22 protein-coding genes and 1 tRNA gene are annotated in these 23324 nt (G+C 60.5%); 13 read left to right on the top strand and 10 right to left on the bottom strand.

Annotation, left to right across the window (positions count from 1 at the left end):
• Window positions 1-4: 4 nt before the first annotated feature.
• From ABI_RS21215 to ABI_RS21235, 5 genes are all read left to right on the top strand, one after another.
• Entirely contained in the window at window positions 5-442 is a 438-nt protein-coding gene (locus ABI_RS21215; protein ID WP_050808381.1) for an NUDIX hydrolase, read from the top strand.
• 1531 nt (window positions 443-1973) lie between these two features.
• Window positions 1974-3590, top strand: coding sequence for an ATP-binding protein (locus ABI_RS26350; RefSeq protein ID WP_245531415.1), 1617 nt, complete (start codon window positions 1974-1976; stop codon window positions 3588-3590).
• A 96-nt stretch (window positions 3591-3686) separates the two neighbouring features.
• Entirely contained in the window at window positions 3687-4628 is a 942-nt protein-coding gene (locus tag ABI_RS21225) for an SPFH domain-containing protein (protein WP_006275129.1), read from the top strand.
• 11 nt (window positions 4629-4639) lie between these two features.
• Window positions 4640-5128 (top strand): NfeD family protein, encoded by a 489-nt coding sequence (locus tag ABI_RS21230; RefSeq protein ID WP_006275130.1) that lies wholly within the window; start codon window positions 4640-4642, stop codon window positions 5126-5128.
• Window positions 5129-5213: 85 nt separating this feature from the next.
• The gene (locus ABI_RS21235) at window positions 5214-6020 is read left to right on the top strand and encodes a class II aldolase/adducin family protein (RefSeq protein WP_040309817.1); all 807 of its coding nucleotides are present in this window, start codon (window positions 5214-5216) and stop codon (window positions 6018-6020) included.
• A gap of 28 nt (window positions 6021-6048) precedes the next feature.
• On the opposite strand, the gene ABI_RS21240 is transcribed toward ABI_RS21235, so the two are convergent.
• The 4 genes from ABI_RS21240 to ABI_RS21255 all read right to left on the bottom strand — a co-directional run bounded on the left by ABI_RS21240 (window position 6049) and on the right by ABI_RS21255 (window position 9292).
• Window positions 6049-6579, bottom strand: coding sequence for a c-type cytochrome (locus tag ABI_RS21240; protein WP_040309818.1), 531 nt, complete (start codon window positions 6577-6579; stop codon window positions 6049-6051).
• Between the two features lie 39 nt (window positions 6580-6618).
• Window positions 6619-7692, bottom strand: a complete 1074-nt coding sequence (locus ABI_RS21245) for a hypothetical protein (RefSeq protein ID WP_006275132.1) — start codon at window positions 7690-7692, stop codon at window positions 6619-6621.
• A 66-nt stretch (window positions 7693-7758) separates the two neighbouring features.
• Complete coding sequence (locus ABI_RS21250; protein WP_006275133.1) at window positions 7759-8259, bottom strand: methylated-DNA--[protein]-cysteine S-methyltransferase; 501 nt, start codon at window positions 8257-8259, stop codon at window positions 7759-7761.
• A 43-nt stretch (window positions 8260-8302) separates the two neighbouring features.
• Window positions 8303-9292, bottom strand: coding sequence for a magnesium transporter CorA family protein (locus tag ABI_RS21255; protein WP_006275134.1), 990 nt, complete (start codon window positions 9290-9292; stop codon window positions 8303-8305).
• 279 nt (window positions 9293-9571) lie between these two features.
• Here ABI_RS21255 and ABI_RS21260 point away from each other — a divergent pair, with 279 nt between their 5' ends.
• From ABI_RS21260 to ABI_RS21270, 3 genes are all read left to right on the top strand, one after another.
• Window positions 9572-11203 carry a hybrid sensor histidine kinase/response regulator gene (locus tag ABI_RS21260; protein ID WP_169313756.1) on the top strand — a complete coding sequence of 544 codons (1632 nt, stop codon included), beginning with the start codon at window positions 9572-9574 and terminating at the stop codon, window positions 11201-11203.
• An 89-nt stretch (window positions 11204-11292) separates the two neighbouring features.
• Window positions 11293-12597: a PQQ-dependent sugar dehydrogenase gene (locus tag ABI_RS21265; protein ID WP_040309819.1), complete on the top strand. Its 1305-nt coding sequence runs from the start codon at window positions 11293-11295 to the stop codon at window positions 12595-12597.
• A 169-nt stretch (window positions 12598-12766) separates the two neighbouring features.
• Window positions 12767-13441 carry a class I SAM-dependent methyltransferase gene (locus ABI_RS21270; protein ID WP_040309820.1) on the top strand — a complete coding sequence of 225 codons (675 nt, stop codon included), beginning with the start codon at window positions 12767-12769 and terminating at the stop codon, window positions 13439-13441.
• Here ABI_RS21270 and ABI_RS21275 read toward each other — a convergent pair.
• The 3 genes from ABI_RS21275 to ABI_RS21285 form a co-directional block, all read right to left on the bottom strand.
• Window positions 13334-14467, bottom strand: coding sequence for a DUF3419 family protein (locus ABI_RS21275; RefSeq protein ID WP_006275137.1), 1134 nt, complete (start codon window positions 14465-14467; stop codon window positions 13334-13336). The two genes, ABI_RS21270 and ABI_RS21275, sit on opposite strands and share 108 nt — an antisense overlap.
• Entirely contained in the window at window positions 14464-15477 is a 1014-nt protein-coding gene (locus tag ABI_RS21280; RefSeq protein WP_006275138.1) for a Rieske 2Fe-2S domain-containing protein, read from the bottom strand. Before ABI_RS21280 ends, ABI_RS21275 begins: the two co-directional genes overlap by 4 nt.
• An 87-nt stretch (window positions 15478-15564) precedes the next feature.
• On the bottom strand, window positions 15565-15828 hold the full coding sequence (locus ABI_RS21285) for a hypothetical protein (RefSeq protein ID WP_006275139.1): 264 nt from the start codon (window positions 15826-15828) through the stop codon (window positions 15565-15567).
• A gap of 259 nt (window positions 15829-16087) precedes the next feature.
• Here ABI_RS21285 and metE point away from each other — a divergent pair, with 259 nt between their 5' ends.
• From metE to ABI_RS21305, 5 genes are all read left to right on the top strand, one after another.
• Window positions 16088-18412, top strand: coding sequence for a 5-methyltetrahydropteroyltriglutamate--homocysteine S-methyltransferase (metE, locus tag ABI_RS21290; protein ID WP_006275140.1), 2325 nt, complete (start codon window positions 16088-16090; stop codon window positions 18410-18412).
• 124 nt (window positions 18413-18536) lie between these two features.
• Window positions 18537-18776: a hypothetical protein gene (locus ABI_RS21295; RefSeq protein WP_006275141.1), complete on the top strand. Its 240-nt coding sequence runs from the start codon at window positions 18537-18539 to the stop codon at window positions 18774-18776.
• Window positions 18777-18869: 93 nt separating this feature from the next.
• The gene (locus tag ABI_RS26530) at window positions 18870-18998 is read left to right on the top strand and encodes a hypothetical protein (RefSeq protein WP_006275142.1); all 129 of its coding nucleotides are present in this window, start codon (window positions 18870-18872) and stop codon (window positions 18996-18998) included.
• A gap of 125 nt (window positions 18999-19123) precedes the next feature.
• Entirely contained in the window at window positions 19124-19864 is a 741-nt protein-coding gene (locus ABI_RS23975) for an ankyrin repeat domain-containing protein (protein WP_006275143.1), read from the top strand.
• Window positions 19865-19942: 78 nt separating this feature from the next.
• Window positions 19943-20018: transfer RNA gene (locus ABI_RS21305), tRNA-Thr, on the top strand.
• Between the two features lie 122 nt (window positions 20019-20140).
• Here ABI_RS21305 and ABI_RS23980 read toward each other — a convergent pair.
• From ABI_RS23980 to ABI_RS21315, 3 genes are all read right to left on the bottom strand, one after another.
• The gene (locus tag ABI_RS23980) at window positions 20141-22219 is read right to left on the bottom strand and encodes an alpha/beta hydrolase (RefSeq protein WP_169313757.1); all 2079 of its coding nucleotides are present in this window, start codon (window positions 22217-22219) and stop codon (window positions 20141-20143) included.
• A complete protein-coding gene (locus tag ABI_RS25795) occupies window positions 22209-22433 on the bottom strand; it encodes a hypothetical protein (protein ID WP_169313758.1) in 225 nt (74 codons plus the stop codon). Before ABI_RS25795 ends, ABI_RS23980 begins: the two co-directional genes overlap by 11 nt.
• Window positions 22434-22524: 91 nt before the next feature.
• A complete protein-coding gene (locus ABI_RS21315; protein ID WP_006275146.1) occupies window positions 22525-23172 on the bottom strand; it encodes a BON domain-containing protein in 648 nt (215 codons plus the stop codon).
• Window positions 23173-23324 lie beyond the last annotated feature (152 nt).

The raw sequence follows: 23324 nt of genomic DNA on the forward strand, positions 1-23324 counted from the left end.
GCAAGTGCAAGCCACAAAACCTAACTCAGACGGTCAGCCCACCTTAAACCAAGATGGCTTACATCCCATCCCGGCGGTGGGCGTGGTTTGCCGACGCGGCGAAGAAGTCCTGCTGATCCGCCGTGGTCGCCCGCCCAGGCTCGGCGAATGGTCGATCCCCGGCGGCAAGGTGATGTGGGGCGAGAACCTGATCGACGCCGCCCTGCGCGAACTGGCCGAAGAAACCGGAATCGTCGCCACAATTAGCCATTTGGTTGAAGTCTACGAAATTATCGACTCCCGGTTTCACTATGTTTTGATTGATTACGCCGCCGACTGGATATCGGGTGAACCCAGACCCGGTGACGATGCCGATGAAGCGCGGTTTTTCAACATGGAAGAGGCGCTGAAAACCGTTGCACAGCCTGACCTTCGTGACGTTTTGCTCAAGGCATTTGGTTAAAAAAGCGCCTGCCGCGCGAAGCTGCAGATGGTCCCCGTACAACCGCCGTCATATTGCGGCAAAATAGCCGCGAACAGTGTTATATTTTTACGCGCCACGCGCGAATGCTTGATAATTCGTTAAAAAACCACTAAGAATTTCTTAACGGCGCTTTTCGGCTGGGGGTAACTCCATGGCGGACATCGCCGCCGAGGTCAGTCCGCACCCCTCCCGGCGTGAGGACCACCCCCTAAAAAAACGACCGGCAGAAAAACAGCCGGATGTGATGGTTTTGGTGAGTCTTTTAAGGAGTACCAGTATGAAGAAGTTGATCCTCGCCGTTGCCGCCCTTGCTGCGGTTGCCGGCGCCGTTGTCGTTGCCAGCCCGGCTTCGGCGATCCCGCCTGTATGGTGTCCCTACTGCTAAGTCGGGCGACATAAATCGAGAACGGGCAGGGGCTGAGGCTGCTGCCCGTTTTTTATTGCGCTTCGATACAGAATATGGCGAACCAATTAAGTGAATTCTAAGGTCTGTGTAGTAGAAATCCTGTGAATTTACGGAATCGCTATGGCGCTCACCGAACTGTTACTGCACAGAAAACCTAGCCCATTTCGGCTGTTTTTACCCTTTTTGGTAGGTTTGTATTGTCTTGCCTTCATCCCATCAGTTGGGTGGGCAGCCCCCGTCGCTGCGCTCAGCGGTTCGACCCACCAGCAAAAGATGCTGGATGCTTATCAATTGCTGGAAGCAATGCCCTTCGTCTACAGTAACGATGAGGTCGATAATTTTGGAAACATCGCTCTGGGACTTACCGGAAAAAGCCGACTATATGCGACCTGGCGCCTACTATACGCATATAAGGACATGTTGAACGGCCCGAAGATGCAATACTGGCGGGATCGTGTGCGCTCGGAGGCGCGCCGCAGTGGAGATGCGGACCTTGATCTGCTGGCACGGTTCATGTGGCAGGCGTATGAAAACGAGTTGAACGGATTTGCGATCCTTAGTGACAGGGAATGGGATGTTTATCTGACGGCACCCAACAGTGTTGTGCGAAATGCTGCTACTCTAGAGCGAGAGCGTCAGGCTCAATATCTCAAGCAATGGGCTGAAGCCATTGACCTAGGCGAAGAGCTTAATATAAGTCTTATAAGCGAGGGCGCCGAGGCCGAAGCGCTACGAATTGTTTCCGAACGTTCGCTGGCCTACAACATGCTTAAGGTTGGCGACTACGACAGCTATGCCGAACACATGTTGATGGCGGCTATATTGTCTCGCAAGCACGCCTTTTTTCTACAAAAAATGAGCCTCATCAACGACTTGGCGACTTTTGCTGTTCAAGACAATGACGTTCCGACCGCCTATCTTTTTCAAAAACTTCATGCTCGGTACGTCAGGAAGCATGGTGTCGAGGAGTTACGTGCTTGGGATCAAGGCCTATGCGCCGTGGTGGCCGATAAGGCCGAGGACTATCGAGCGGTCATTGAATGTCTGAAAGGCTCCGAAGTTACGCGTGGAGTTGTGTCAAGCGGGCACGATGGTCTTAAATTGATGCTCCTGGCAAATGCCTATGCCAAAATTGGCGACAACCGAAACGCGCGCGCCTATCTGGCTAAGCTGCAAGCCGTGCCACCAGCCGTATTTCCGCGGAGCACCCTTTTCGACTCCTATGTCGGAGCCTATGTCAAAGCGAATGACGGGCGCTATCAAGAGGCGTTTCATGAGATGGGCGAGGTGCAACTGGCCTATCGCCGCAAGGACGAGCAGGCACGTGTTGCTTCGGTCCAAGACATGTACAAGGCCTTGCGCAAGGAATTGGACAGCAAAACGCAGGAAAGTCGACTTCTGGTCAAACAGGTTCAAATGCGCAACCTGCTGCTGTGGGCAGCCGGTCTAATCGCGATACTCCTGGCCGTGATCAGTGTCGGGAGTGCCTTCTGGGTCCTGCGTATGCGCCGTCTGCATCGCAACCTGAATGAAGCTCACGAACATGCCGAGGCTGCCAACGCTGCCAAGTCGCGTTTTCTGGCCGTTATGAGCCACGAACTACGGACCCCGCTGAACGGCATGCTGGGCATGGCCCAGACCCTGAAGAAGGGCGATCTCAACGGCGCCCAGCGTGAACAGGTCGATATCATGGTCGATTCCGGCGAAACCCTTCTGGCCCTGCTGAACGACGTGCTGGACATGTCGCGCATCGAAGCCGGCAAGGTTGAATTGGCGCCGTCGCCGGCCACCATGAAGGACATGGTCGACCGGGTGGTCAATACCTATCACCCCTTGTTGGGTGCGAAGGACGTTGTTCTTAGCTATCACCTTGACGAGGGCGCCAACCGGATCATGTCGTTCGACGTGCTGCGTGTCTATCAGTGCCTGTCCAACCTAGTCTCCAATGCCATCAAGTTCACCGAAATGGGCTCAGTCCGTATCAATGTCTCGGTGACAGAGCAAAGCGACGGCTGTCAGGTCCGCTGCGAGGTCAAGGACACCGGCATCGGCATGAGCAAGGCTGTGATCGACAAGCTGTTCGAAGCCTACAGCCAGGCTGACGCGATGACCGTGCGCAAATATGGCGGCTCGGGCCTGGGCCTGTCGATTAGCCGCCGCCTGGCCGAACTGATGGGGGGCACCCTCAGCGTCACCAGCGACGAGAACAAGGGCTCGACCTTCGTCCTGACGTTCCACGCAGGCGCTGTCAGCGAAGTCGCGAAGGCCGAGCCGATTTCGGCTTCGATTATCGCGGAAGACGACGACACCCTGCCGGGCACGAGTATCCTGCTGGTTGATGACCACCCGATCAACCGCAAGGTCGCGCGGTTGTTCCTAGAGCCCTTTGGCTTCGACATCACCGAAGCTGCCGACGGCCAGGAAGCCCTCGACCTCGACATGTCGCGCTTCGATCTGGTGTTAATGGACCTGAACATGCCGCGCATGGGCGGTCTGGAGGCCACCCGTATCTTCCGCGCCGGCGAAGCGCGAGGTCGCCGCCTGCCGATCGTCGCCCTGACGGCGGACGCCATGCAGGACCAGGTCGCCGCCTGCCACGCGGCCGGTATGGACGCCCATATCGCCAAGCCGATCGTCATGGATACCCTGATCGAAACGGTGACCCGCCTGCTGCACCTGGCGGATGACGACCACGCCGCGGCTAAGGCCGAGAGTGCGTAGGTCACGGTGATTTGACGTTTCTTCGATTGCGCGCGTATCGTCTGACCACCATATAGATGTCAGTCCGATTCTGCGGACTTAAAGGGGGCCTTTACTATGGCAGCTATTTCGATTTTTGCGGTCGTGCTTTTCATCCTGGCGATCGTCATTGTCTTCAGTATTGTCAAAATTGTTCCACAAGGCTTTGAATTTACCGTCGAACGGTTTGGGCGCTACACGCGAACACTCAAGCCCGGCATTTCTTTTCTGACCCCATTTGTCGAGGCCGTCGGCCGCCGCGTCAACATGATGGAGCGGGTCGTCGATGTCCCGCAGCAAGAGGTCATCACCAAGGACAATGTGGTCGTCAAGGTCGATGGCATCGTCTTTACTCAGGTCATGGATGCCTCGCTTGCTGCCTATCGGGTCGACAATCTCGACAACGCCATCACGCAACTGTCTATGACCAATCTGCGCACGGTCGTCGGGTCTATGGAACTGGACGAGGTCCTGTCACAGCGCGACTCGATCAATTCGCGCCTGCTGAACGTCATCGATCACGCCACCTCCCCGTGGGGGATGAAGGTCAACCGCATCGAGATCAAGGATCTGCGCCCGCCGCACGACATCACCGACTCGATGGCGCGCCAGATGAAGGCCGAACGCGAACGCCGCGCCGTCATCATCGAGGCCGAAGGCGAGAAACAGGCAGCCATCACCCGCGCCGAAGGCAAGAAGCAGGCGGCCGTGCTGGAGTCCGAGGGCCGCAAGGAAGCCGCCTTCCGCGACGCCGAGGCGCGTGAGCGCTCCGCTGAAGCCGAAGCCCGCGCGACCGATATGGTGTCCCAGGCCATCGCCAAGGGCGATGTCAATGCCATCAACTACTTTGTCGCCCAGAAATATGTCGAGGCCTTCGGCAAGTTCGCCGACTCGCCCAACCAGAAGACCCTGATCCTGCCCGCCGAACTGGGCAGCCTGGCCGGTACCTTGGGCGGTGTCATCGAACTGATCAAGTCGGTCAACACCAGCAATCCGCCGGCGCCGCCGGCGCGCAAGTAGGGGAGGGCGCCATGACGGATGTCTTCCTCATCCCGCCAATGGGTTTGCAGGCCTTCTGGATCTGGCTGACCTTCGGCATTCTGCTGCTGGGGCTGGAAGTATTTCTGGGCACGCAATGGCTTCTGTGGTCTGCCGCGGCGGCGGGGCTGGTGGCGGTCGTGTGCCTGACCGGGCTTCCCTTCGGTCTGGTCGCCCAGGTCATCGTCTTCGCCATCCTCAGCATAGGCGGTGCGCTGCTGACCCGCAAATTCCTGAAGGTCCCGGGGCTTGGTCCGGACGTCAACGATCCGCATGTCCGGATGTTGGGCAAGGAGGCGGAAATCCTCAGCGGATTCGCCCTGGTGGCCGGCGGTGAACGCACGGGCCGGGTCATGTTCGACGGTGTCGAGTGGCCGGCCGTGCTGAAAGAAGACGCCGGCGATATCAAGCTCAAGGATAAGGACCGGGTGGTGATCGAGCGCATCCACGAGGGGCGGCTGTACGTCAAGCCGGCCGAGTAGCTTCCCTTGCGGCAACAGGCTTTGCGCTTGCCAAAGTGGAAAATCGGGTTTCCAATAAGGGCATAGATCCCAGGGAAACGCCGACATGCACGACGATCACAGCCGGGCCCACGCCCATATTTCCGACGGCGAATGGCAAAAGCGCTGCGACCTGGCGGCGCTCTACCGGTTGGTGGCCCTGTTCGGTTGGGATGACCTGATCTTCACCCATATCTCGGCGCGTATTCCGGCTCGCGAGTCGCTGGTCCAGCAGGCGGATGGCAGCTACGGTCCGGCACAGGTCGATCATTTCCTGATCAATCCCTACGGCGCCTTCTTCGACGAGATGACGGCGTCGGATCTGGTCAAGATCGACATCGACGGCAGGGCTGTCGGCGACAACAGGTCCATGATCAACCCGGCGGGTTTCACCATCCACAGTGCCATCCATTCGGCACTGCCTGACGCGCACTATGTCCTGCATCTGCATACCGATGCCATGACCGGTGTGTCGGTGCAGCAGGAGGGCTTGCTTCCGCTAACCCAGAACGCCCTGCTGCTGCGGCCGCAGATCGCTTATCACGACTACGAGGGGGTGGCGCTGGACCTCGAAGAACGGGGGCGGATCATTGCCGATATCGGGAGCAAGCGCGTACTGATCCTGCGCAACCACGGCACGCTCACCTGGGGCACGACAGCCGGGGAAGCCTTTGCAATCATGTATTTCCTGGAACAGGCCTGCCGCCAGCAGATCGCGGCCCTGAGCGCCGGCCGGGACAATCTGATCGAGGTCGGCCAGGAGATCCAGGACAAGGTGGCGCCGCTATCAATGGGGGTGGGCTTCGTCGGTATGCTGACCTGGCCCGGGCTGATCCGCAAACTGAAGCGCGAAAACCCCGGATTTGATCAGTAATGATCGTCCCTACCGCGTCTGGTAAAAACTACTCCGACGCCGACCTATTCTCCGAAGCCGCCGGTGCAGGCTCGGGCCGCGGTGTCGTTTCGATTTTCAAGTAGGCGATCAAGTTACGGCGTTTGTTCGCGTCGTCAATGCCACCGCCCGCCAGGGCCATCTTCGTGCCCTTGACCACAACCTGGGGCGCCTCCAGATAGGCGTCCAGCGTGACAAAATCCCACACCACGCCATGGTTTTTCATGGCGTCCGTGAAGGGGTACCCCGGTTCGCTTCCGGCTTTGCGCCCAAAGACGCCATAGAGATGCGGCCCCGTCAGGTTCATCTTTTCGGCGGTGATGGTATGACATGACCGGCACTTGGCGAACTGCTTCTCGCCGTCGGCCAGGTCGGCAGCGTTGAACGGCGCTGGCATAGCTGCCAGCAGGGTAGCTTTTTCTTCGGGCGAATAGTCAATTGGCTGAGCCAGTGCGATCGCAGCGCCGTCGTCATTGTCGGCCTTGCGTTCGCATGCACCCAGCGCCAGCATCGCCAACCCCAAAACCACCGCCTGTTTCATTGTCATACCCCGTGGAACCGCCCCGGTTCTAAGGCAGTCTCACGGGTTTGGCGACAACGAAATCGGTGCCAGAACGCATTGTTTGAGGAAGAAGGTATCGCAGGACTGGTCGCTGTCGGGATCGACGCCGTCGGCGTCGCGAAGTTCGACCAACTGGATCGGTGCCGCCACGCGATAGACGATGCCATAGTCCCGCGCCGGGTTCAGGTCGACCGACTGCCATGTCACCGCCGCACCCTCGCGCCGCGAGATCCAGATGTGGACGCCACAATCCAGCTTCGGGCAATAGTCAACGGGATCCGTGCCCTCAGAGGTGGTTTCGACATCCTCGCTTTGCGGCACGTAGCAGTTCATCCAGTGGCCGTCATAGCTCCAGTCGTCAATGCCGTCACCGTTCAGGTCCGGCGTCCGGTTGATGGCGCCGTCGTGGGAGACCTTGGCGCCAATGGCGGCGCAGGCGGCGGTATTAGCGGCCATCACGGCCGCGATCGGCGGCGGCGGGGTGTCCGGAGCGGTATCGAGCACGGAATCAATCGCCTGGGGCGCCGCCCCGGTCCGGAAGATATCCTTCTGGGTAAATCGCCACGACGCCCGCAAGGCGAACTTGCCCAGACCGTCGTCACGCCATTCGAAACCCCAGGGACAAGCCTCGACGCCGGTGAGGCCGCAGGCGGAGCCGTGAAAATCCGTTTCTATCCAACTGAAATCCTTGCCTGGAATACGGCGGAATTTATAAAAGCGGACTTGGTTGCGGAATGTCCGGACATAGGTGCCGTCTTCGCCTGGCGACCAGATCTCGATAAGGCACCCGCCCGTGCCGCACCAGCCAGCCGGATATTCGGTTTTCTCGCTGTTGATCAGCCAGTCGGGCGCCTTGCCCGGCGTCACGTTGATTTTCTTCAGCAGGCCCCGTCTTTGCCATTTGCGGATTTCAACAGGCGTGGGGGGCGGTGGGCCGCCGCTGTCCGGTTCGTCGGAATTGTAGGTCAGCCAGCCGTCGGCGACCAGGGCCTGGGTTGCGGCGACGACTTCCGGCGGCACCTCCTGGACGCGCGCCTGCGCTACCCCCACAGCCGCCAACGCCGCCGCCAATACCAAAGCCATTCGCTTCATGACACAACCCCTCCGGTTGCGGTGATTATACGAGGCTTGGTCAGGCTGCGCCCGTTACAAATCCTGTCACAGCAGATCGGGCTGGGCTTTGGGAAACTCAAAATCGAGTAGGGCGCGTTTCAGCGGCAGCCCGCCACCGTAGCCGGTCAGCGAACCGTTCTTGCCAATGACTCGGTGACACGGGATGATCAGGGCGATGGGGTTCTTACCATTGGCGGCGCCGACCGCGCGCATGGCCTTCTCGTCGCCGGTTCGCCGCGCCAGTTCCTGGTAGTGGATGGTGGTGCCGAAAGGGATATCGCACAGCGCCTGCCATACTCTCTGCTGAAACGGCGTGCCGCGCGGTCGCAAGACCAGATCGAAATCCGTGCGCGTGCCGGCGAAGAAGGCTTCGACCTGATCGAACACATGCGTCAACCGACCAGGCGCTGGAACTGCCTTGGCGTCGTGCGACCACAGATTGGCCATGACACCGTTGAGGAAGGTGAATTCGACCAGGGCGCCGTCATCATCGACGGTGGCCGCGGCCTGGCCGAAGGGTGTGTCCATTTGGTCGTAGAAGAGCATGTATGATCTCTGACAGGATTCGCGGCCAGAAAGAGTCAGGACGCTACAGCCATCGCTTCCGCTTGAACCAGAGATACGGCACCACGGCGAACAGCAGCATCAGCACGATCGCGAAAGGCTGGCCCCAGCTGAGCTCGAACTCTGGCATGTTTTTGAAATTCATCCCGAAATAACCAGCCACCAAAGACGGCGGCAGGAAGATCAGCGCCACCACGGAAAAGATCTTGGCGATCAGATTCTGTTCGACATTGATCATGCCCAGGCTCGTTTCCAGTTGGAAGGTCATCTGATTATTCAGGAATCCCGACTGGGCCGCCAGCGACCGGCAATCCTTGATCAACCGGTTAGCGTCGCGGTTCAACTCGTCCTTGCCGTGGTTATGATCGTCGCGGAAATAGGTCAACAGCCGCTCCAGGCTATGGACACTCTCATTGATCTTGGCGTTGAGGTCGGCCAGATAACCCAACCGTTTCAGCACACCGCGCGTCAGGATGGACGGATCGCCATGGCGGCTGTCGAAGGCCTCCTCGTTGAAGATGCGGTGCGACAGGGCATCCATGCCCTTGATGACGTCGTTGTGGCGCACGGCGACGCGCGTAATCATCTCCTCCAGCAGCCCTTCCAGGACATCGGCGCTGGTCGGATAGCGTTTGGGTCGCAGCAACAGGCTTTCCGAAAAATGCAGGAACGAGGTCGGGTCGATGCGGCGGATGGTGATCAGGAATTCCGGCGTCAGGATGAAGGTGACGGGGCTGGTGCGCGGTGTACCGCTGTCGACGTCACACAACATGGCGGCGGTCATGTAGGAGATGCCGTCACGCGTGTACATGCGGTTGAGCGCGTGATTGCGCCAGATCTCGTCCTGGCGCGGCAGGGCGATGTTGAGGTTCTGCGGTAGATTGCGCTCTTCCTCTTCGGTGGGATTGACCAGGTCGATCCATACCGGTTCGTCTGGGACGTTATGGGTGGCGTCGATCTGGGTTTCGGCGATTTTGCCGCAACCGCCGCTCGGAAGATAAAAAACCCTGATCATGCGCGTGCCTCCGACAGGCCTATTCTAGGGCCAAGCGGTTGATTCCGGCTTAACAGAAGGCCTTGGCTGATACTCGCTTTCAACGCGATTATGCCTTTTTCCGCTCGTCTTTTTAGTGTAACCTTATGCTTCGAAAGCACAGAGAAATCAGAGGATTGGTTTCCGTTGACGCCCACGCAGCTTCCTCCGTCACCTACGCAAACGGCATTTTCCCAGAGACGCGCCTCCGCCATGGCGTGGCTGGTGGACATTGCCCGATGCGTGTCGGAAACGCGAGATATGTCGTCCCTCGCCTCAATAACCGCCGACGCCGCCCGGGGGCTCCTGGGGGCTGCCGATTCGACTTTCATTCTTCGCGACGGCCATGAAGGCCATTGTGTCGAGCAAAGCGGCCCCAACAAGAAATGGAAGGGCATACGCTTCCCGCTTGAGGGTACCGTAACCGGTAGTGTAATTCTGAGCGGCGTCGCCGACAGTATCGCGGATATTCGCCAGGACAGTCGAATTCCCAGCAGCGCCTACGACCCTGCGGCCATCCAAAGCATATTGGTCGTGCCGATCCGGCGCTCCCAGCCGCTCGGCGCCATCGTCGTCAATTGGAATGAACTGCGTCTGGCCGATGAGGATGACATTGCTATCCTTCATGCACTGGCGGACATTACCTCCGTCGCGTGGGAAAATGTTCGCCTGTTCGAAGCCCTACAGGACAAGGTCAAGGGCCTGGAAGCTCAACGCGCCCGCATCGAGGCCCAGCATGAGTCGCTGGAGGTGTTTTCGCGTGCCCTTGCCCACGACCTGAGGGAACCTGTGCGCACGGTGCGCGCCTTTTCGGAACTGATTGCTTGCGGCGAAGATCCGCCGCAGATGCGCGACACCTATTTCGAGCTAATCCACAAGGCCGCCGACCGCATGGCCATGCTGGTCGACACCGTGTTCCAGTATACCCAGCTCGATGACCCCAGCCGGCTGAGCAAGCGCGCGGTCGACATGAACCAGACGGTGACGGCGGTCACGGGAAACCTGGCCCAACTGATCCGCGAGCGTGGCGCGATCGTGACGGCCGTGGATCTGCCGACCGTCGACGCTCATGCCGCCCATATGATGCAACTGGTCCAGAACCTGGTCAGCAATGCCCTGCATCACGGTCCGGTCGGCGTAGAGGTGCGGATCGACGCGACGGACCTGGGCGACCACTGGCAGTTCAGCGTCAGCGACAACGGGCCCGGACTGGCGCGCAATGACGTCGAACGCATCTTCCTGCCATTCAAACGCCTGAACCTGAACGAGGAGGGGGCCGGCCTGGGCCTGTCGATCTGCCGCAAGGTCATGGCCTTGCATGAAGGCCGGATCTGGTGCGAGTGCGGCTATGAAGGCGGCGCACGTTTCTTGTTTACCCTGCCGAAATCTGGAGCGGGAACGCCCGGAGCGACGGCGAATGTCAACCGAGGGAGCCTTATGGAAACAACCGGACGACGCCTTGCTAATGTCTTGCTGGTCGATGACCGCGATGCCGATCTGGAGCTGACGCGGGTGCTGCTGCAGGTGCGCGACCGGCTGCAGTTCAACCTGATCATGGCCAAGAGCGGCAAGGAGGCGCTGGAACGCCTGCGCCAGGCCGGCCGCGAGCAGGAACCGGTTGATCTGCTGCTGCTGGACATCAACATGCCGGGTATGAGCGGCTTCGAGATGCTGGAAGAACTGCGCAAGGATACGTCGATCCCGCCGGTCGCGGTGGTGATGTGCAGTGGCTCGACCTACGAAGATGACCTGAAGCGGGCGGAGTCTCTGGGCGCGGCGGGTTATATGGTCAAACCGCCATCGCTGGATCAATTGAAGCCGATGCTGGCGGTGTTGCCGGACCTGCACCTGGATCAGGAAGGCCGCGACAGTCGTCTGACACACGCGGCATAAGCCGTATACCGAACTTATGGGCACCAAGCAAAACCGCACAACATCTTCATGTTGATCGTCCTAGCGTTCCACCAACCTGGAGCGCTGACATGAAATCCAACATCGCCGTCTGCTTAATGGCGCTGTCACTCACCGCCTGTGGCGAGACGGCCAGGCTGCCCTTTTCTGCCGGAGTAGGAACAGACCCAAAAATTCCCAAAGCCACCAAGACCGCCATCCCAACCGTAAAGATCGCTGAGGCTATCGGTTGGCCCTCGGGCGTCACGCCTAAGCCAGCCGAAGGGCTCGCCGTGAAAGCTTTCGCCACGGGCCTAGAACATCCGCGCTGGCTGCATGTCCTGCCCAACGGCGATGTCCTGGTCGCTGAAAGCAATGCGCCACCCAAGCCCAAGGACGGCAAGGGCATAAAGGGCGCCATCATGAAGTTAGTAATGAAGAAGGCCGGCGCGGGCGTCCCGTCCGCCAACCGCATCACCCTGCTACGCGACGCCGATGGCGATGGTGTCGCCGAGACCAAAACCGTCTTCCTTTCGGGACTGAATTCACCTTTCGGAATGCAAGTGATTGGTGGCGACCTCTACATCGCCAACACGGATGCTGTCGTTAAAGTGGCCTACGCCTCCGGCGAGACGGCGATAGCCGCCACGCCGCAAAAGGTCGCCGACCTACCGGCGGGCTCTATCAATCATCACTGGACCAAGAACCTCCTGGCCAGCCGCGACGGCAAAAAGCTCTATGCCACGGTCGGTTCCAACTCAAACGTCGCCGAAAATGGCATGGCGGGGGAAGAGAACCGTGCCGCCATCCTTGAAATCGACCTGACGACCGGCGCGACACGGCGGTTCGCCTCAGGCCTGCGTAATCCCAACGGTCTGGCCTGGGAACCCCATTCGGGCGCACTTTGGACGGTGGTCAATGAACGCGATGAACTGGGCAGCGACCTGGTTCCGGACTATCTCACCTCGGTGAAGGACGGTGGATTCTACGGTTGGCCCTACAGCTACTACGGCCACCATGTCGATACCCGTGTCGCGCCGCAAAACCCGGACATGGTCGCCAGGTCGATTGTGCCTGACTATGCTCTGGGCTCGCACGTCGCGCCATTGGGCCTGGCCTTCTACAGCGCGACCCTGATGCCGCAATATGCCGGCGGCGCAGTGATCGGCCGTCATGGGTCATGGAACCGCAATCCGCGCAGTGGTTATGACGTCATCTTCGTGCCGTTTGGTGGCGGCCGCCCGGCGGGGGCACCGCAGACGATCCTGGACGGGTTCGTTAATGCCGAAGGCAAGGCCATGGGCCGCCCGGTCGGCGTTGAGGTCGACAAATCCGGCGCTATTCTGGTGGCCGACGACGTCGGCAATGTCGTGTGGCGGGTGACGCCGGCCTCTTGATCCATCCGGCCGGTTTGGGTATATCCGGCGCGGGCAGTGGCGCTGCCGTCAAAACAATACGCTCCTTAGCCTCATGCCCAAAAGTGCCAGAAACGTACTTGGGCACTCTTGGGATAAACATGAGGCGTCAAACTCTGCGCAAGGCCTGCGCCGTACAGGGAGCCGTATCATGACCTCCGATCCTTCAAGCGAAAACCGCGCCGGCTATGACCGTTGGGCGCAACTCTACGATACCTATGTCAATTCGACCGTCGCGACGGACGAGCTGTACTTCCCGTCAGTCTATGCCGAAGTCCGCCATCTTGATGTCCTGGAAATCGGCTGCGGCACCGGCCGTCATACGGTGCGCCTGGCCTCGCAGGGCAATCGCGTCACGGCCCTCGACCTGTCGCCTGCTATGCTGGACGTCGCGCGCGGCAAGTTGGCCGGGGCCAAAAACGTCACTCTGGTTGAAGCCGATATCATGATCGGCGGCGACTGGGGTCAGTTTGACACGGTGCTCACCGCCCTTGTGCTGGAACACATCTCAGACCTCAGACTATTCTTCGCCCAGGTGTCGCAGGCCCTGAAACCAGGTGGTCGCTTCTACATGTCGGAAATTCATCCCGACCGGATTGCTGGCGGAACACAAGCGAATTTCGTCGCCGCCGACGGGGAGCAGATACGCCTGACCAGCTTCGCCCATGCCGAAGCCGACATCCAGGCGGCGGCGTCTCAGGCCGGCCTCTGTCTGGCGCTACAGCAGGACGTCATCGGCGACGACCACCTGGTCCAACTCAACCCGGACTGGGTGCGTCATATCGGCCGCCGCATGATCCGCATCTGGGTCTTTGCCCACCAGTAGACCGGCGCGGATATGGTAGATGATGGCCTTGTCGCGGCATGTCAGGTGCGCCGACAAGGTGTCATCGACAGCGACCGGTGCCGGTAGCGGGTTCATGAACACCCGTTCGCAATAGCGCGCGCCGGGGCGGGCGACGGCCTGAACGCCCCTCCAGCAGGCGTGGTAGGCCGCCACGTCACAGTAGGAACCGAAGTCCGAAAGCGAGAAGGCGTCGAACCGACCCAGGCGTGACATCTCGGCCAGGCCGCCGTTGACGATGGTCAGGCGGTCGAGCCTTTGCCGCACCACGGGGAGGTTGTCGCGCCGCAGGTGGATGGGCAGGGCGTCCGGATGGTGGCGGCCCCGGAATATCAACCAGGCAAAGTCGCTGTCGCGAAAAAAGAACCGTCCGGCGGCGTCGCGGAACGCTGCGGTCAGGCGGTCGACGCACCCGTCGGCATCGGGCAGGAAGGCGCCGCCGGGTTCGCCGATGACGTGCTGCCAGAAAAAGCGGCCGCTCAGGCTGCGTATGGCCGCCCGCCACAGGCCGTCGTCAAAGTGCCGTCGCCAGATGGCTGATTGGTCTACCAGGGTTTCGGCCGCGAACAGGTCATCGATATGGCGGCCACGGATAATGCCGGTGCCGAAGGCGCCCAGGCGCAAGACCTTCTCCCAACGGCCGGCATACCAGACACCGGCGCGGATCACACCCGGCCGGTCATCCCAGAAAGCCGGATCACCGAGTGCCGGTCGCACCTTGCGGTACAGGGCCATGCGATCGCCCCCGGTCAGCCCCAGAAAGGCGTACAGGTCGTCGCTCTCAAGGGTACGCAAGGCTGCCACCTTCAGGGCCAGAAGCTGGTTCTGCGCCGGATTCAAATCCAGCGCCACCACCTCCGCCGCGTCCGACATCAGCAGGTCCAGTGGCCGCGTCCCGCTGGCGGTCAGGCACAAGACGCGTTCGCCCTGTCGGATATCGAGCGCGCGCAGTTCGGTCTCGCCATCCTCATTCGACGACGTAAAATTCAGGCTGGTGAAAAAGTTCATACCAGCATGTCCGGCATACGGGCAGGGACGGCCGGGCTGTCGCCGCGCAGCAGAGCATCGATGCCGGCGCGCAGCACGTCCTGGGGGGCGATATAGTGGGGCGTGCGGCCAAAGGCGGCGCGATTGGCCGATACGGCGTTCAGGATCATCCGATCCTCAGCAATGATCCGCTGGAACAGGACCTGCAGCATGCTGATCTTGGCCCGCGTCAGCCAGGATTGGCCGGCCAGGGCCATGGTACCGAAGGCGCGGATCTGGCCAGCCTCAGTCGGTGTCAGGTGAAATCGGGTCCCGAAGACCAATCGGCCGTTCTGGCGGTATTCGACCTCGGTGATGTTGGGTGCCCGAAAGCGGTCGGTGATGTGATAACCGCCCTGGCCCATAAATCTGCCCATGAAACCATCCGGTGTCGCAGCCGGCGGATAGTGGGCCTCGATCCAGTCCAGCCCCGTGACGACGGTGGGCGTAACCGGCTGCCGACCGTCCGTGCCGCGCAAGTAGCCACCATGGACGACGGAGGTGTGGGTCGTATCCAGGATGTTCTCGGCGAAATCGCCAAGGGTCGTCGCCACCTGACCGGTCATGATGACAGAAGTCCCGCCGGGGACCAGCGGCGCGATCGGCAAAGGCAGGTCAGCGGCATGGCGGCCCAGGAAAACGAAGCCGTCACCTTCTGCGGCCTGGACGGGCGCAATAAACGCCGGCGCCGGCGAGGCGAGGGCCGGCATATGGCTGCAGCGGCCATCGCGTTCGAAGCGCCAGCCATGATAGGGGCAGACGACCCCGCCATCCTGGATTCGGCCCAGCGATAACGGCGCGCCACGGTGGGGGCAGATATCGGCAAGCGCACCGATCTTGCTCCCAATCCGACCACCATCGCGCCACAGAACATAGGCCTGGCCGTCGAACATGACTCTTAGCGGCTTGTCTTTCAGATCGCTGGACAAGGCAACGGCGTACCAACCCGACCGCAGTTCGATCCTTGTGTGCCAGGCCTTGATGTCGTCCATGCGGCATCCCTATTACAATTGAACAATGTTCAATATGGTCCAGGTGAAGCGGAATGGCAAGCCCGAACTTACGACCGGGCAGGCGTCTCAGGGGCGATAATTCTCGTCGGCTGTCTCACCGTTCACGCGTTCTTCGACACCGTCGATATAGACCCTGACCTCGATGCGGCCGTCACCCAAGGCCTGTTCTTCGACCTTGTCGACCACGGCCGGGCTGCCGTACCGCGCCCGAAGTTCCGTGTCGTTGATGCGGTGTTCAGGCAGGGGCGGGGCGGAGAAGCTGAAACCGTCGGAGGCATAGACCTCTTCGCCGGTGTTGTTGTCGATAAGCCGATAAACATACTGGGACATGGGACGTCTCCTTTTCCATCTACATGCCGTGATCGCCGATAAGAAATCCATGCGGGCTGATCCAGGTCAAAACGCATCAAATTTTCCACAAATAAAGATATGCACATATAAAGATATCTTTATATCATTCTTGACGCGTCGCGAAACCTGACCTAGGTTCCCGCGGCTTTCCGTCCGGATGCGCCCGATCCTCCGTAATCCAGCCGGATGCGGACGTGCGGCCCCATGTCCGGAGACCCACTTCCAGCGAGGACTTACCGTGTCACTGAATTCTCTGCCCGTCGCCACCCTGGGGACACCGCGCATCGGCAGCAAACGCGAGCTCAAATTCGCCCTCGAAAGCTACTGGTCGGGCAAGACCAGCCAGGCCGATCTGCTGCAAACCGCGGCGGAGTTGCGCGCGATCAACTGGGCCCGTCAAAAGGCGCGCGGCGTCGACATCATCCCGTCCAACGACTTTTCGCTGTACGACCATGTCCTGGACACCAGCCTGATGGTCGGCGCCATCCCTGCCGGATACGGCGAAGCCGCCGATCTCGACACCTATTTTGCCATGGCGCGCGGCGCGCAGACTGCACAGGTCTGCGGACATGGTCATGTCCACCACCACGGCCTGGGCGTGCCGGCCCAGGAAATGACCAAGTGGTTCGACACCAACTATCATTATCTGGTGCCGGAATTCACCTCCGACCAGACCTTCCGGCTGTCCGCGTTCAAACCGCTCGACGAGTTTCTCGAGGCCAAAAGCCTGGGCTACCATACCCGTCCAGTCCTGGTCGGACCGGTGACCTTCCTGCGCCTGGGCAAATCGCCGACAGCCGATTTCAACCCGCTCAGCCTGATCGATCGCCTGATCCCGGTCTATGCCGACATCCTGACCCGCTTGTGCGAGGCCGGCGCCGACTGGGTGCAGATCGACGAGCCGGTCCTGGCGCTGGACCACGACGCGGCAACGGCCCAGGCGCTGCAAACCACCTATGCTGCCCTGGCCGAGGCCGTCCCCGACCTGAAGATTCTGGTCGCCGGCTACTTCGGCGGCCTTGATGACAATCTCGACCTGGCACTCAGCCTCCCCATTGCCGGCTTGCATCTGGACCTGATCCGCGCCCCGGAACAGCTCTCCGCCGTGTTGGCCAGGGCCCCGGCCGAGTGGGTGCTGTCGCTGGGCGTCATTGACGGCCGTAACATCTGGCGCGCTGACCTGGACTCCATCCTTGATCGGCTTGAGCCGGTTGTCTCACGCGGCCATCTGCAACTGGCGCCATCCTGTTCACTGCTGCACGTGCCGATCGACCTCGACCTCGAAGACCGCCTCGACCTCGACGTCAAATCCTGGCTCGCCTTCTCGCTGCAGAAGATGGAGGAACTAAAAACCCTGAGCAATGGCCTTACGCGTGGGCGCCATACAGTTCACGCCGAACTGGTCGCCGCCACATCCGCGACCGAAGCGAGAAAATACTCGCGCAAGGTCCACAATGACAAGGTCCGGACGCGCCTGAGCGCCATCACGCCGCAGGCCAGCCGCCGGGGCAGCCCTGTCTCCGATCGGGCCAAGGTTCAGCGCGATCGCTTCCGCTTGCCGGCTTTTCCGACCACGACCATCGGTTCCTTCCCCCAGACCGCCGCGGTCCGCCAGGCCCGTTCGGCCTACGCCAAAGGCGACCTGACCGCAGCCCAGTACGACACCTTCCTGAAGGCGGAAACCGAGCGCGCCATCCGCTGGCAGGAGGAGATCGGGCTCGATGTTCTGGTCCATGGCGAGTTCGAGCGCAACGACATGGTGCAGTACTTTGGTGAGCAGCTCTCGGGCTTTGCCTTTACGCGCCACGCCTGGGTGCAATCCTACGGCTCGCGCTGCGTCCGTCCCCCCGTCCTGTTCGGCGATGTCGCCCGGGCCGAGCCGATGACGGTCGCGTGGTGGCGCTACGCCCAGTCCCTGACCGATAAGCCCGTCAAAGGCATGCTGACGGGACCGGTGACCATACTCAACTGGTCGTTCGTGCGTGACGACCTGCCGCGCGCCACGGTCTGCCGTCAGATTGCCCTTGCCATCCGCGACGAGGTCGCCAGCCTGGAAGCCGCCGGCGCGCGGATGATTCAGATCGACGAAGCCGCTTTGCGTGAAGGTCTGCCGCTGCGCCGCCGCGACTGGGATAGCTACCTCGATTGGGCGGTCGAAGCTTTCCGTCTGACCGCTTCGGGCGTGACCGACGCCACCCAGATCCACACTCACATGTGCTATTCCGAGTTCAACGACATCCTAGACGCCATTACCGCCATGGACGCCGACGTCATCTCGATTGAGACCTCGCGTTCGAAGATGGAACTGTTGGATGCCTTCGCCGCCCGAAGTTACCCGGCCGAAATTGGCCCCGGCGTCTACGATATCCACGCGCCGCGCGTGCCCGAGGTCTCCGAGATGGTCCACCTGCTGGCACTGGCGAGGCAACGACTCGACGACGGCCAGATCTGGATCAATCCCGACTGCGGCCTGAAGACTCGCGGCTGGGCCGAGGTCCGGCCGGCCTTGGTCAACATGGTCGCCGCCGCAAAAAAGCTGAGAGGCCGTTTCGACTGCGTCTGACTCACGGCTGCATAACGCCGGTCGGGGGAAGCCAGGTGCAAACCGTACCTGGCTTCCCCCGCGATAGCCCTGTTATGCTATGTGTCGCGGGAAAGGCCTGAGGGAGCCTGTCCGGAGATCCATCATGACCAGCGTCCTGACCATTGAGAACGAAACCCGCGCCAACAGCTTTATCACCGGTGACCAGTTTGCGCCGTCCATCACCCGCCTCAGCAACGGCGGCAACGTCGTAGCCTGGGAAAGCTATGGCCAGGATGGTGATGCGTCCGGCATCTATCTCCAGCGTTATGATGCCGACGGCACGGCGACTGGTGTGGAGACCCGCGCCAACTCCACGACGGCAGGCGCGCAATCGGCACCCTGACCGGCGGTCTTGGCGCAGATTTTTCCAGTTGGGCTCGGACTTCCGTGCCGACCGGATCACGGATTTCAGCTCGGCCCAGGGCGACAGGATGCAGTGGTCGGCCTGGGCAGCTATACGGTGACCCAAGTTGGCGCTGACGTCACGGTCGACTTCGGTGGCGGCAACATCATCACCATCCTGGCCGTCACCGCCGCCGATGTTTCGGCTAACATAATACTTTGATTGCGTGTATAAATTTCCCTCTTTCCGCCTGCGGGGAGAGGACTAGAGCTAAGCGAAGCGATAGCGATCCGGTGAGGGGCTTCAATGTCCCTTCAGCCTTTCCGACTGTTCAAACGGAACCACACATGACTCTCCAATCCCGCCTCCTTACGGCTTTCGAAACCCACGACCTGGCCGAAATCCAATCCGTCCTCTCGCAAGGCCTTGACCCGACCGTCCCCATTATTGGCAAGCCGCCGGTGATGATCCTGATTGAGATGTACTATCGCTCCGATGCCTTTCCGGCCTGTCTGCGCCTCCTCCTCGACCATGGCGCCACCGTCGTTGATCCGCTCCTTCTGCCGGTCCTGCTCGATGACATCCCGGCTCTCGAAGATGCTTTGAAAAGCAACCCGGATTACCTCAACCACCGTGTCCACCTCCCCAGCGCCTTCGTCTCGCTAAACGGCGCAACTCTGCTGCATCTGGCATCAGAATACGGCCACCTCGAAGCCGCCACCTGGTTGCTCGACCAGGGCTGCGACCCCAATGCAACCGCCGATACAGATCTCGGCTATAACGGCCACACCGCCATCTTCCACACCGTCAATTCCAACGGCAACCGCTCGGCGGCGGTCATGCGCTTGCTGCTGGAGCGCGGCGCCTGCACGGATTTGCAACTTCAAGGCCTGTGGTGGGGCAGGGGGTTCGAGTGGGAGACTCTGTTCTTCGACGTGACGCCGGTGTCCTTCGCGCAGATGGGACTTCTGCCGCAAATCCACCGCCGCGAAGCCGACATCTACGCCAATATCGCTGATCTGCTGGCTGTGTCCGGCCGGCTGGTGCCTGAGTTGTCGAACGTTCCGAACAGGTATCTTATGTCGTGAAACCAAAAAGACGCATTCCACCACTGGACATTCTTAAGCGGCCTCGGCATAAGCGCGGTTCGTGAAATGTCACGTCTGGCCGGCTTAGCTCAGATGGTAGAGCAGTTGTTTTGTAAACATCAGGTCACGGGTTCGATTCCTGTAGCCGGCACCAGCCTTCGCAAACGACGTGCGCAATGGCTGCCGCGTCAAAGCGTAGCGAAGACGGGCGGTGACGCCTCGTTTTCCCTGACTTTCCAAGCCTGAATTAGGGCGTGAATACTCACTTGCAAAAAGCTAAGGTTTGGTTTCGACCTTGACCTCAGGGTACGCGTCGCTTGGCCCGGCCAGCAGCGGCGCAGGTCGTCCTTTCAGGTGCCGGTCGAAGAAGGCGCGCGAATAGGCGTTGACGATCGTGTGGGCGCGCACCGCGTCGATCGGTCCTGTGACGCCGATCTGTGAAAGGACAGGAGACCAGTTCGAGATATCCGTAAAGTTGCTGTGAAACATGCCCGAAACCCGTACGAAATAACCGGATCTGGCCAAACTTTCATACACCGACCGCATGGAGGTTTGATGCGATTCAATTTCGGGTTCCGGCCAACCGCCGCTGCGTTGGCGTTCCAGACGCATGTCGGTCGCGTCGCGGGTAATCCACATGGCAGGCTGCCGCAGGCCTGACTTGACAACGTCAAGGGACATGGCGGCGTCCATCACCAGACAGGCCTTCAGGCGTGGGTCGCGGAGGCAGGAATCGCCCGCCACAATCCCGCCCAGCGAAATCCCGAAGACGCCAGTACCCTGCATATCCAGTTTTCCCGTCAGGATGCCCCCGGCATCAGCCCGATTGACTTCAGCAAGCTGGTCCAGGGTAAAGCTCACGTCCTGCGCCAGGTAGGGAATGATACTGTTTCCTTCCAAGACATGCCCGTTCAGACGCGGCGCGACCCTGTCGCGCATGTAGCTGGAACCCACCATGGCGTGGAGTTGCGCGACCGTCAGGCCCGCCTGCTGACGGCCATCCGGGAAGACGACATTGGCGGCGGCGCCCGGTTGGTCGATCGCAGCGACAATATAGCCATGGGAGACCAATTCCTCGATCTGGTAGGTATTCATCTGGCGAAAGCCGGTCGCCCCTTCCAGGAAGATGAGAACCGGGTAGTTGCGCTGGTCGTTGGCTATTGGCGCGGACGACACGGCGTCCGTCGTGACATATTTTAGGGGTGAAAAGAGAAATTGCGGCTTGCGCTGTAGGCGTGCAAAAGCCGCCGTGACCGCGTCGGCGTCTGCCAGATAGGGTGCGCGCGGGGCCGCCGGAACAGCCTGCGCAGGATACCAGACCTGCACCATTACTTCGCGACGGGCCGCCGGATCAGCACGGAAGATGTCCGGGCGATTCGCATCCACCCAATGATAGGTGACGGTTCCAATGGCGTATGGTCCTGTCGGGCGCGGGAAATGGAACACCGGGAGGACTATGCGAAAGGCAATTGCCGCCGCCAGAATGAGTGCGCCCGAGCCGACGGCCCCCCCTGCGGCAAGGTAGCGAGCGGAACCCTTCGAGCCCGAATGATCGCAACGGTCTGATGCCCTAAGAGTTGCGGCCCCTGCCAAGACAACGACGATCACGGCGACGACCGCCAGGATCACAAACAGCAAAAACGGCGCATAGTAGGCGTCATAATTGGTTAGAATCCCCCAGGGGATATTGATCGTCGCGTGGAACAGCACAGCGATGAACACGCTATGGCCCGTGTTGGCAAACAACCACACGATGATGACCCTTAGCGCGATTGTGGCAAGACATTGCCAGGCGATCCAGCCGACGTCGTGGCCCATCTGCGCATAAGGGATGACATGCCAAAGCGCCCAGACCGTCCCCAGAATGAGGCTGGTGGTCAACGCGCTCCACCGGGCGCTTAAGCCGGCGAAAGCATATCCCTGCCAACCCAGCTCTTCGCCGACGGCGCCGACGAGAAACATCAGCGCGAACGCCAGAATTTCCAGGATGGAAAAGAGCTGCGCGTCAGGCAGGGCGGCGCCGGAAAGGCGATACACGCCATAGTGCAATAGGAAGACGACCGGCATGATCAGGAGCGCAACGAGAAGCCATTGCACACTGTTGATCCTGTCATAGTCCAGGACACGCGCGAAAAGCGCCCGGGCGCCGGCAAGGCCGCTATCACGGACGACCAGGATCAGTGCGGCAATCACCGGCATGAACGCCATCAAGGCGGTCAGAGGAAGGAAGCTCGCGATCGGAAGGCGATCGCCGGCTGCACCCAGCACATAGAAGGGAAGCGACAGCAGAAACAGTAGCAAAAAGAAGAGCCATGGAGATCCTGTTGGCTTGCGCGATAATCTATCAGGCGTCATGAGCCATTTTTGCCCATTGCGCATTCGGATCATAGGCTCTGAAGCTCAGTATTGCGCCGCTCGTCGCAATCACCACCAGCACTGTATCGGCAAGAACATCGCCCGTCGCTTGCGACGCGGTCGGCGCGACCACGCGCCAAAAGCTTCCAAACAGGGCAACCCAGCCGGGCTGAAGGGGAATATGAAATTTCGAGCCTCCTGTTGACCTGTTCACCGGTGATCCGGGAAAACCGGACCACCCAATAGTGCAAGGACAAACGGGCTCATTGCGCTGGGTCAATTCCAGCGCAATGAACCTTGAGCCATTACGCGATGACGATTTTGTTCTCGACGGAGGTCGCACCTTCGGCTGCCCAGGCGACTTCTGACGCCTCCTGCCAATCGCTCCACGTCTCAACGGCACCGGTCAGAGTTACCTTGCCGCCGTCAGCCTTGACCTTGATGCGCTTGGTGTCGAACCAGGAACGGTCAAGAGCGAAGGCGATGTTTTCAGCAATAGCCGCCGTATTCACCTTCGGCTTGACCGTCGCCTCGTTAGAAACGCCGATGACACCCATCAAGCGGCGAATGTCCTGTGCCGCGGCTTCCTTCTGGAAATACCACTCGACCTGGCCGCTCAGGGTAACCCAACCCTTGCTGACCGCAACCTTGATGGCGTCGGTGGGTACGTTGCCATCCCAGGACAGGACGTTGAGGGCTGCCCTGGCGATATCCTCATCATCGCGTTTTGCGCTGTTCGCCAGCTTGATCTCGATTTCGTTGGCGATGGCCTTGGCGCCCTTGACGCGACGCACGGCGTGTTCAGCATCGTGCTTTTCGCTGTAGGACTCCACGTGTCCCGTCAGTGTTACGACACCATCATGAGCTGTGACACCGATATGGGCGCCGTTCACGTTCGGAGTCCAGTTGAGTTCGTCGAGGACGTTTTGCTTTAGGTCTGTGTCGTAAGCCATTATTATTTCCAATTCGGGGGTTTGCGCCGATAGGCGCCACGGGACTTGCCGCCGATTTACGTAAGGTTCCTATGTACAATCCCCTCATCACGGCATCGTGGGTTCAGGCGGCGAAATCTGCCTACCGACCGGGCAACAGACTCCCTACGGCG

This window comes from Asticcacaulis biprosthecium C19 (genome assembly GCF_000204015.1).
Taxonomy (GTDB): Bacteria; Pseudomonadota; Alphaproteobacteria; order Caulobacterales; family Caulobacteraceae; genus Asticcacaulis; species Asticcacaulis biprosthecius.

What these genes read in the sequence shown, in the direction of transcription:
- ABI_RS21265 (WP_040309819.1), top strand. Translation starts at nt 11,293, where the DNA reads ATGAAATCCAACATCGCCGTCTGCTTAATGGCGCTGTCACTCACCGCC.
- ABI_RS23975 (WP_006275143.1), top strand. Translation starts at nt 19,124, where the DNA reads ATGACTCTCCAATCCCGCCTCCTTACGGCTTTCGAAACCCACGACCTG.
- ABI_RS21245 (WP_006275132.1), bottom strand. Translation starts at nt 7,692, where the DNA reads ATGAAGCGAATGGCTTTGGTATTGGCGGCGGCGTTGGCGGCTGTGGGG.
- ABI_RS21285 (WP_006275139.1), bottom strand. Translation starts at nt 15,828, where the DNA reads ATGTCCCAGTATGTTTATCGGCTTATCGACAACAACACCGGCGAAGAG.
- ABI_RS21250 (WP_006275133.1), bottom strand. Translation starts at nt 8,259, where the DNA reads ATGCTCTTCTACGACCAAATGGACACACCCTTCGGCCAGGCCGCGGCC.
- ABI_RS21275 (WP_006275137.1), bottom strand. Translation starts at nt 14,467, where the DNA reads ATGAACTTTTTCACCAGCCTGAATTTTACGTCGTCGAATGAGGATGGC.
- ABI_RS21235 (WP_040309817.1), top strand. Translation starts at nt 5,214, where the DNA reads ATGCACGACGATCACAGCCGGGCCCACGCCCATATTTCCGACGGCGAA.
- ABI_RS21315 (WP_006275146.1), bottom strand. Translation starts at nt 23,172, where the DNA reads ATGGCTTACGACACAGACCTAAAGCAAAACGTCCTCGACGAACTCAAC.
- ABI_RS21295 (WP_006275141.1), top strand. Translation starts at nt 18,537, where the DNA reads ATGACCAGCGTCCTGACCATTGAGAACGAAACCCGCGCCAACAGCTTT.
- ABI_RS21280 (WP_006275138.1), bottom strand. Translation starts at nt 15,477, where the DNA reads ATGGACGACATCAAGGCCTGGCACACAAGGATCGAACTGCGGTCGGGT.
- ABI_RS26350 (WP_245531415.1), top strand. Translation starts at nt 1,974, where the DNA reads ATGCTCCTGGCAAATGCCTATGCCAAAATTGGCGACAACCGAAACGCG.
- ABI_RS21225 (WP_006275129.1), top strand. Translation starts at nt 3,687, where the DNA reads ATGGCAGCTATTTCGATTTTTGCGGTCGTGCTTTTCATCCTGGCGATC.
- ABI_RS21270 (WP_040309820.1), top strand. Translation starts at nt 12,767, where the DNA reads ATGACCTCCGATCCTTCAAGCGAAAACCGCGCCGGCTATGACCGTTGG.
- ABI_RS21260 (WP_169313756.1), top strand. Translation starts at nt 9,572, where the DNA reads ATGTCGTCCCTCGCCTCAATAACCGCCGACGCCGCCCGGGGGCTCCTG.
- ABI_RS21255 (WP_006275134.1), bottom strand. Translation starts at nt 9,292, where the DNA reads ATGATCAGGGTTTTTTATCTTCCGAGCGGCGGTTGCGGCAAAATCGCC.
- ABI_RS21230 (WP_006275130.1), top strand. Translation starts at nt 4,640, where the DNA reads ATGACGGATGTCTTCCTCATCCCGCCAATGGGTTTGCAGGCCTTCTGG.
- ABI_RS23980 (WP_169313757.1), bottom strand. Translation starts at nt 22,219, where the DNA reads ATGACGCCTGATAGATTATCGCGCAAGCCAACAGGATCTCCATGGCTC.
- ABI_RS21240 (WP_040309818.1), bottom strand. Translation starts at nt 6,579, where the DNA reads ATGAAACAGGCGGTGGTTTTGGGGTTGGCGATGCTGGCGCTGGGTGCA.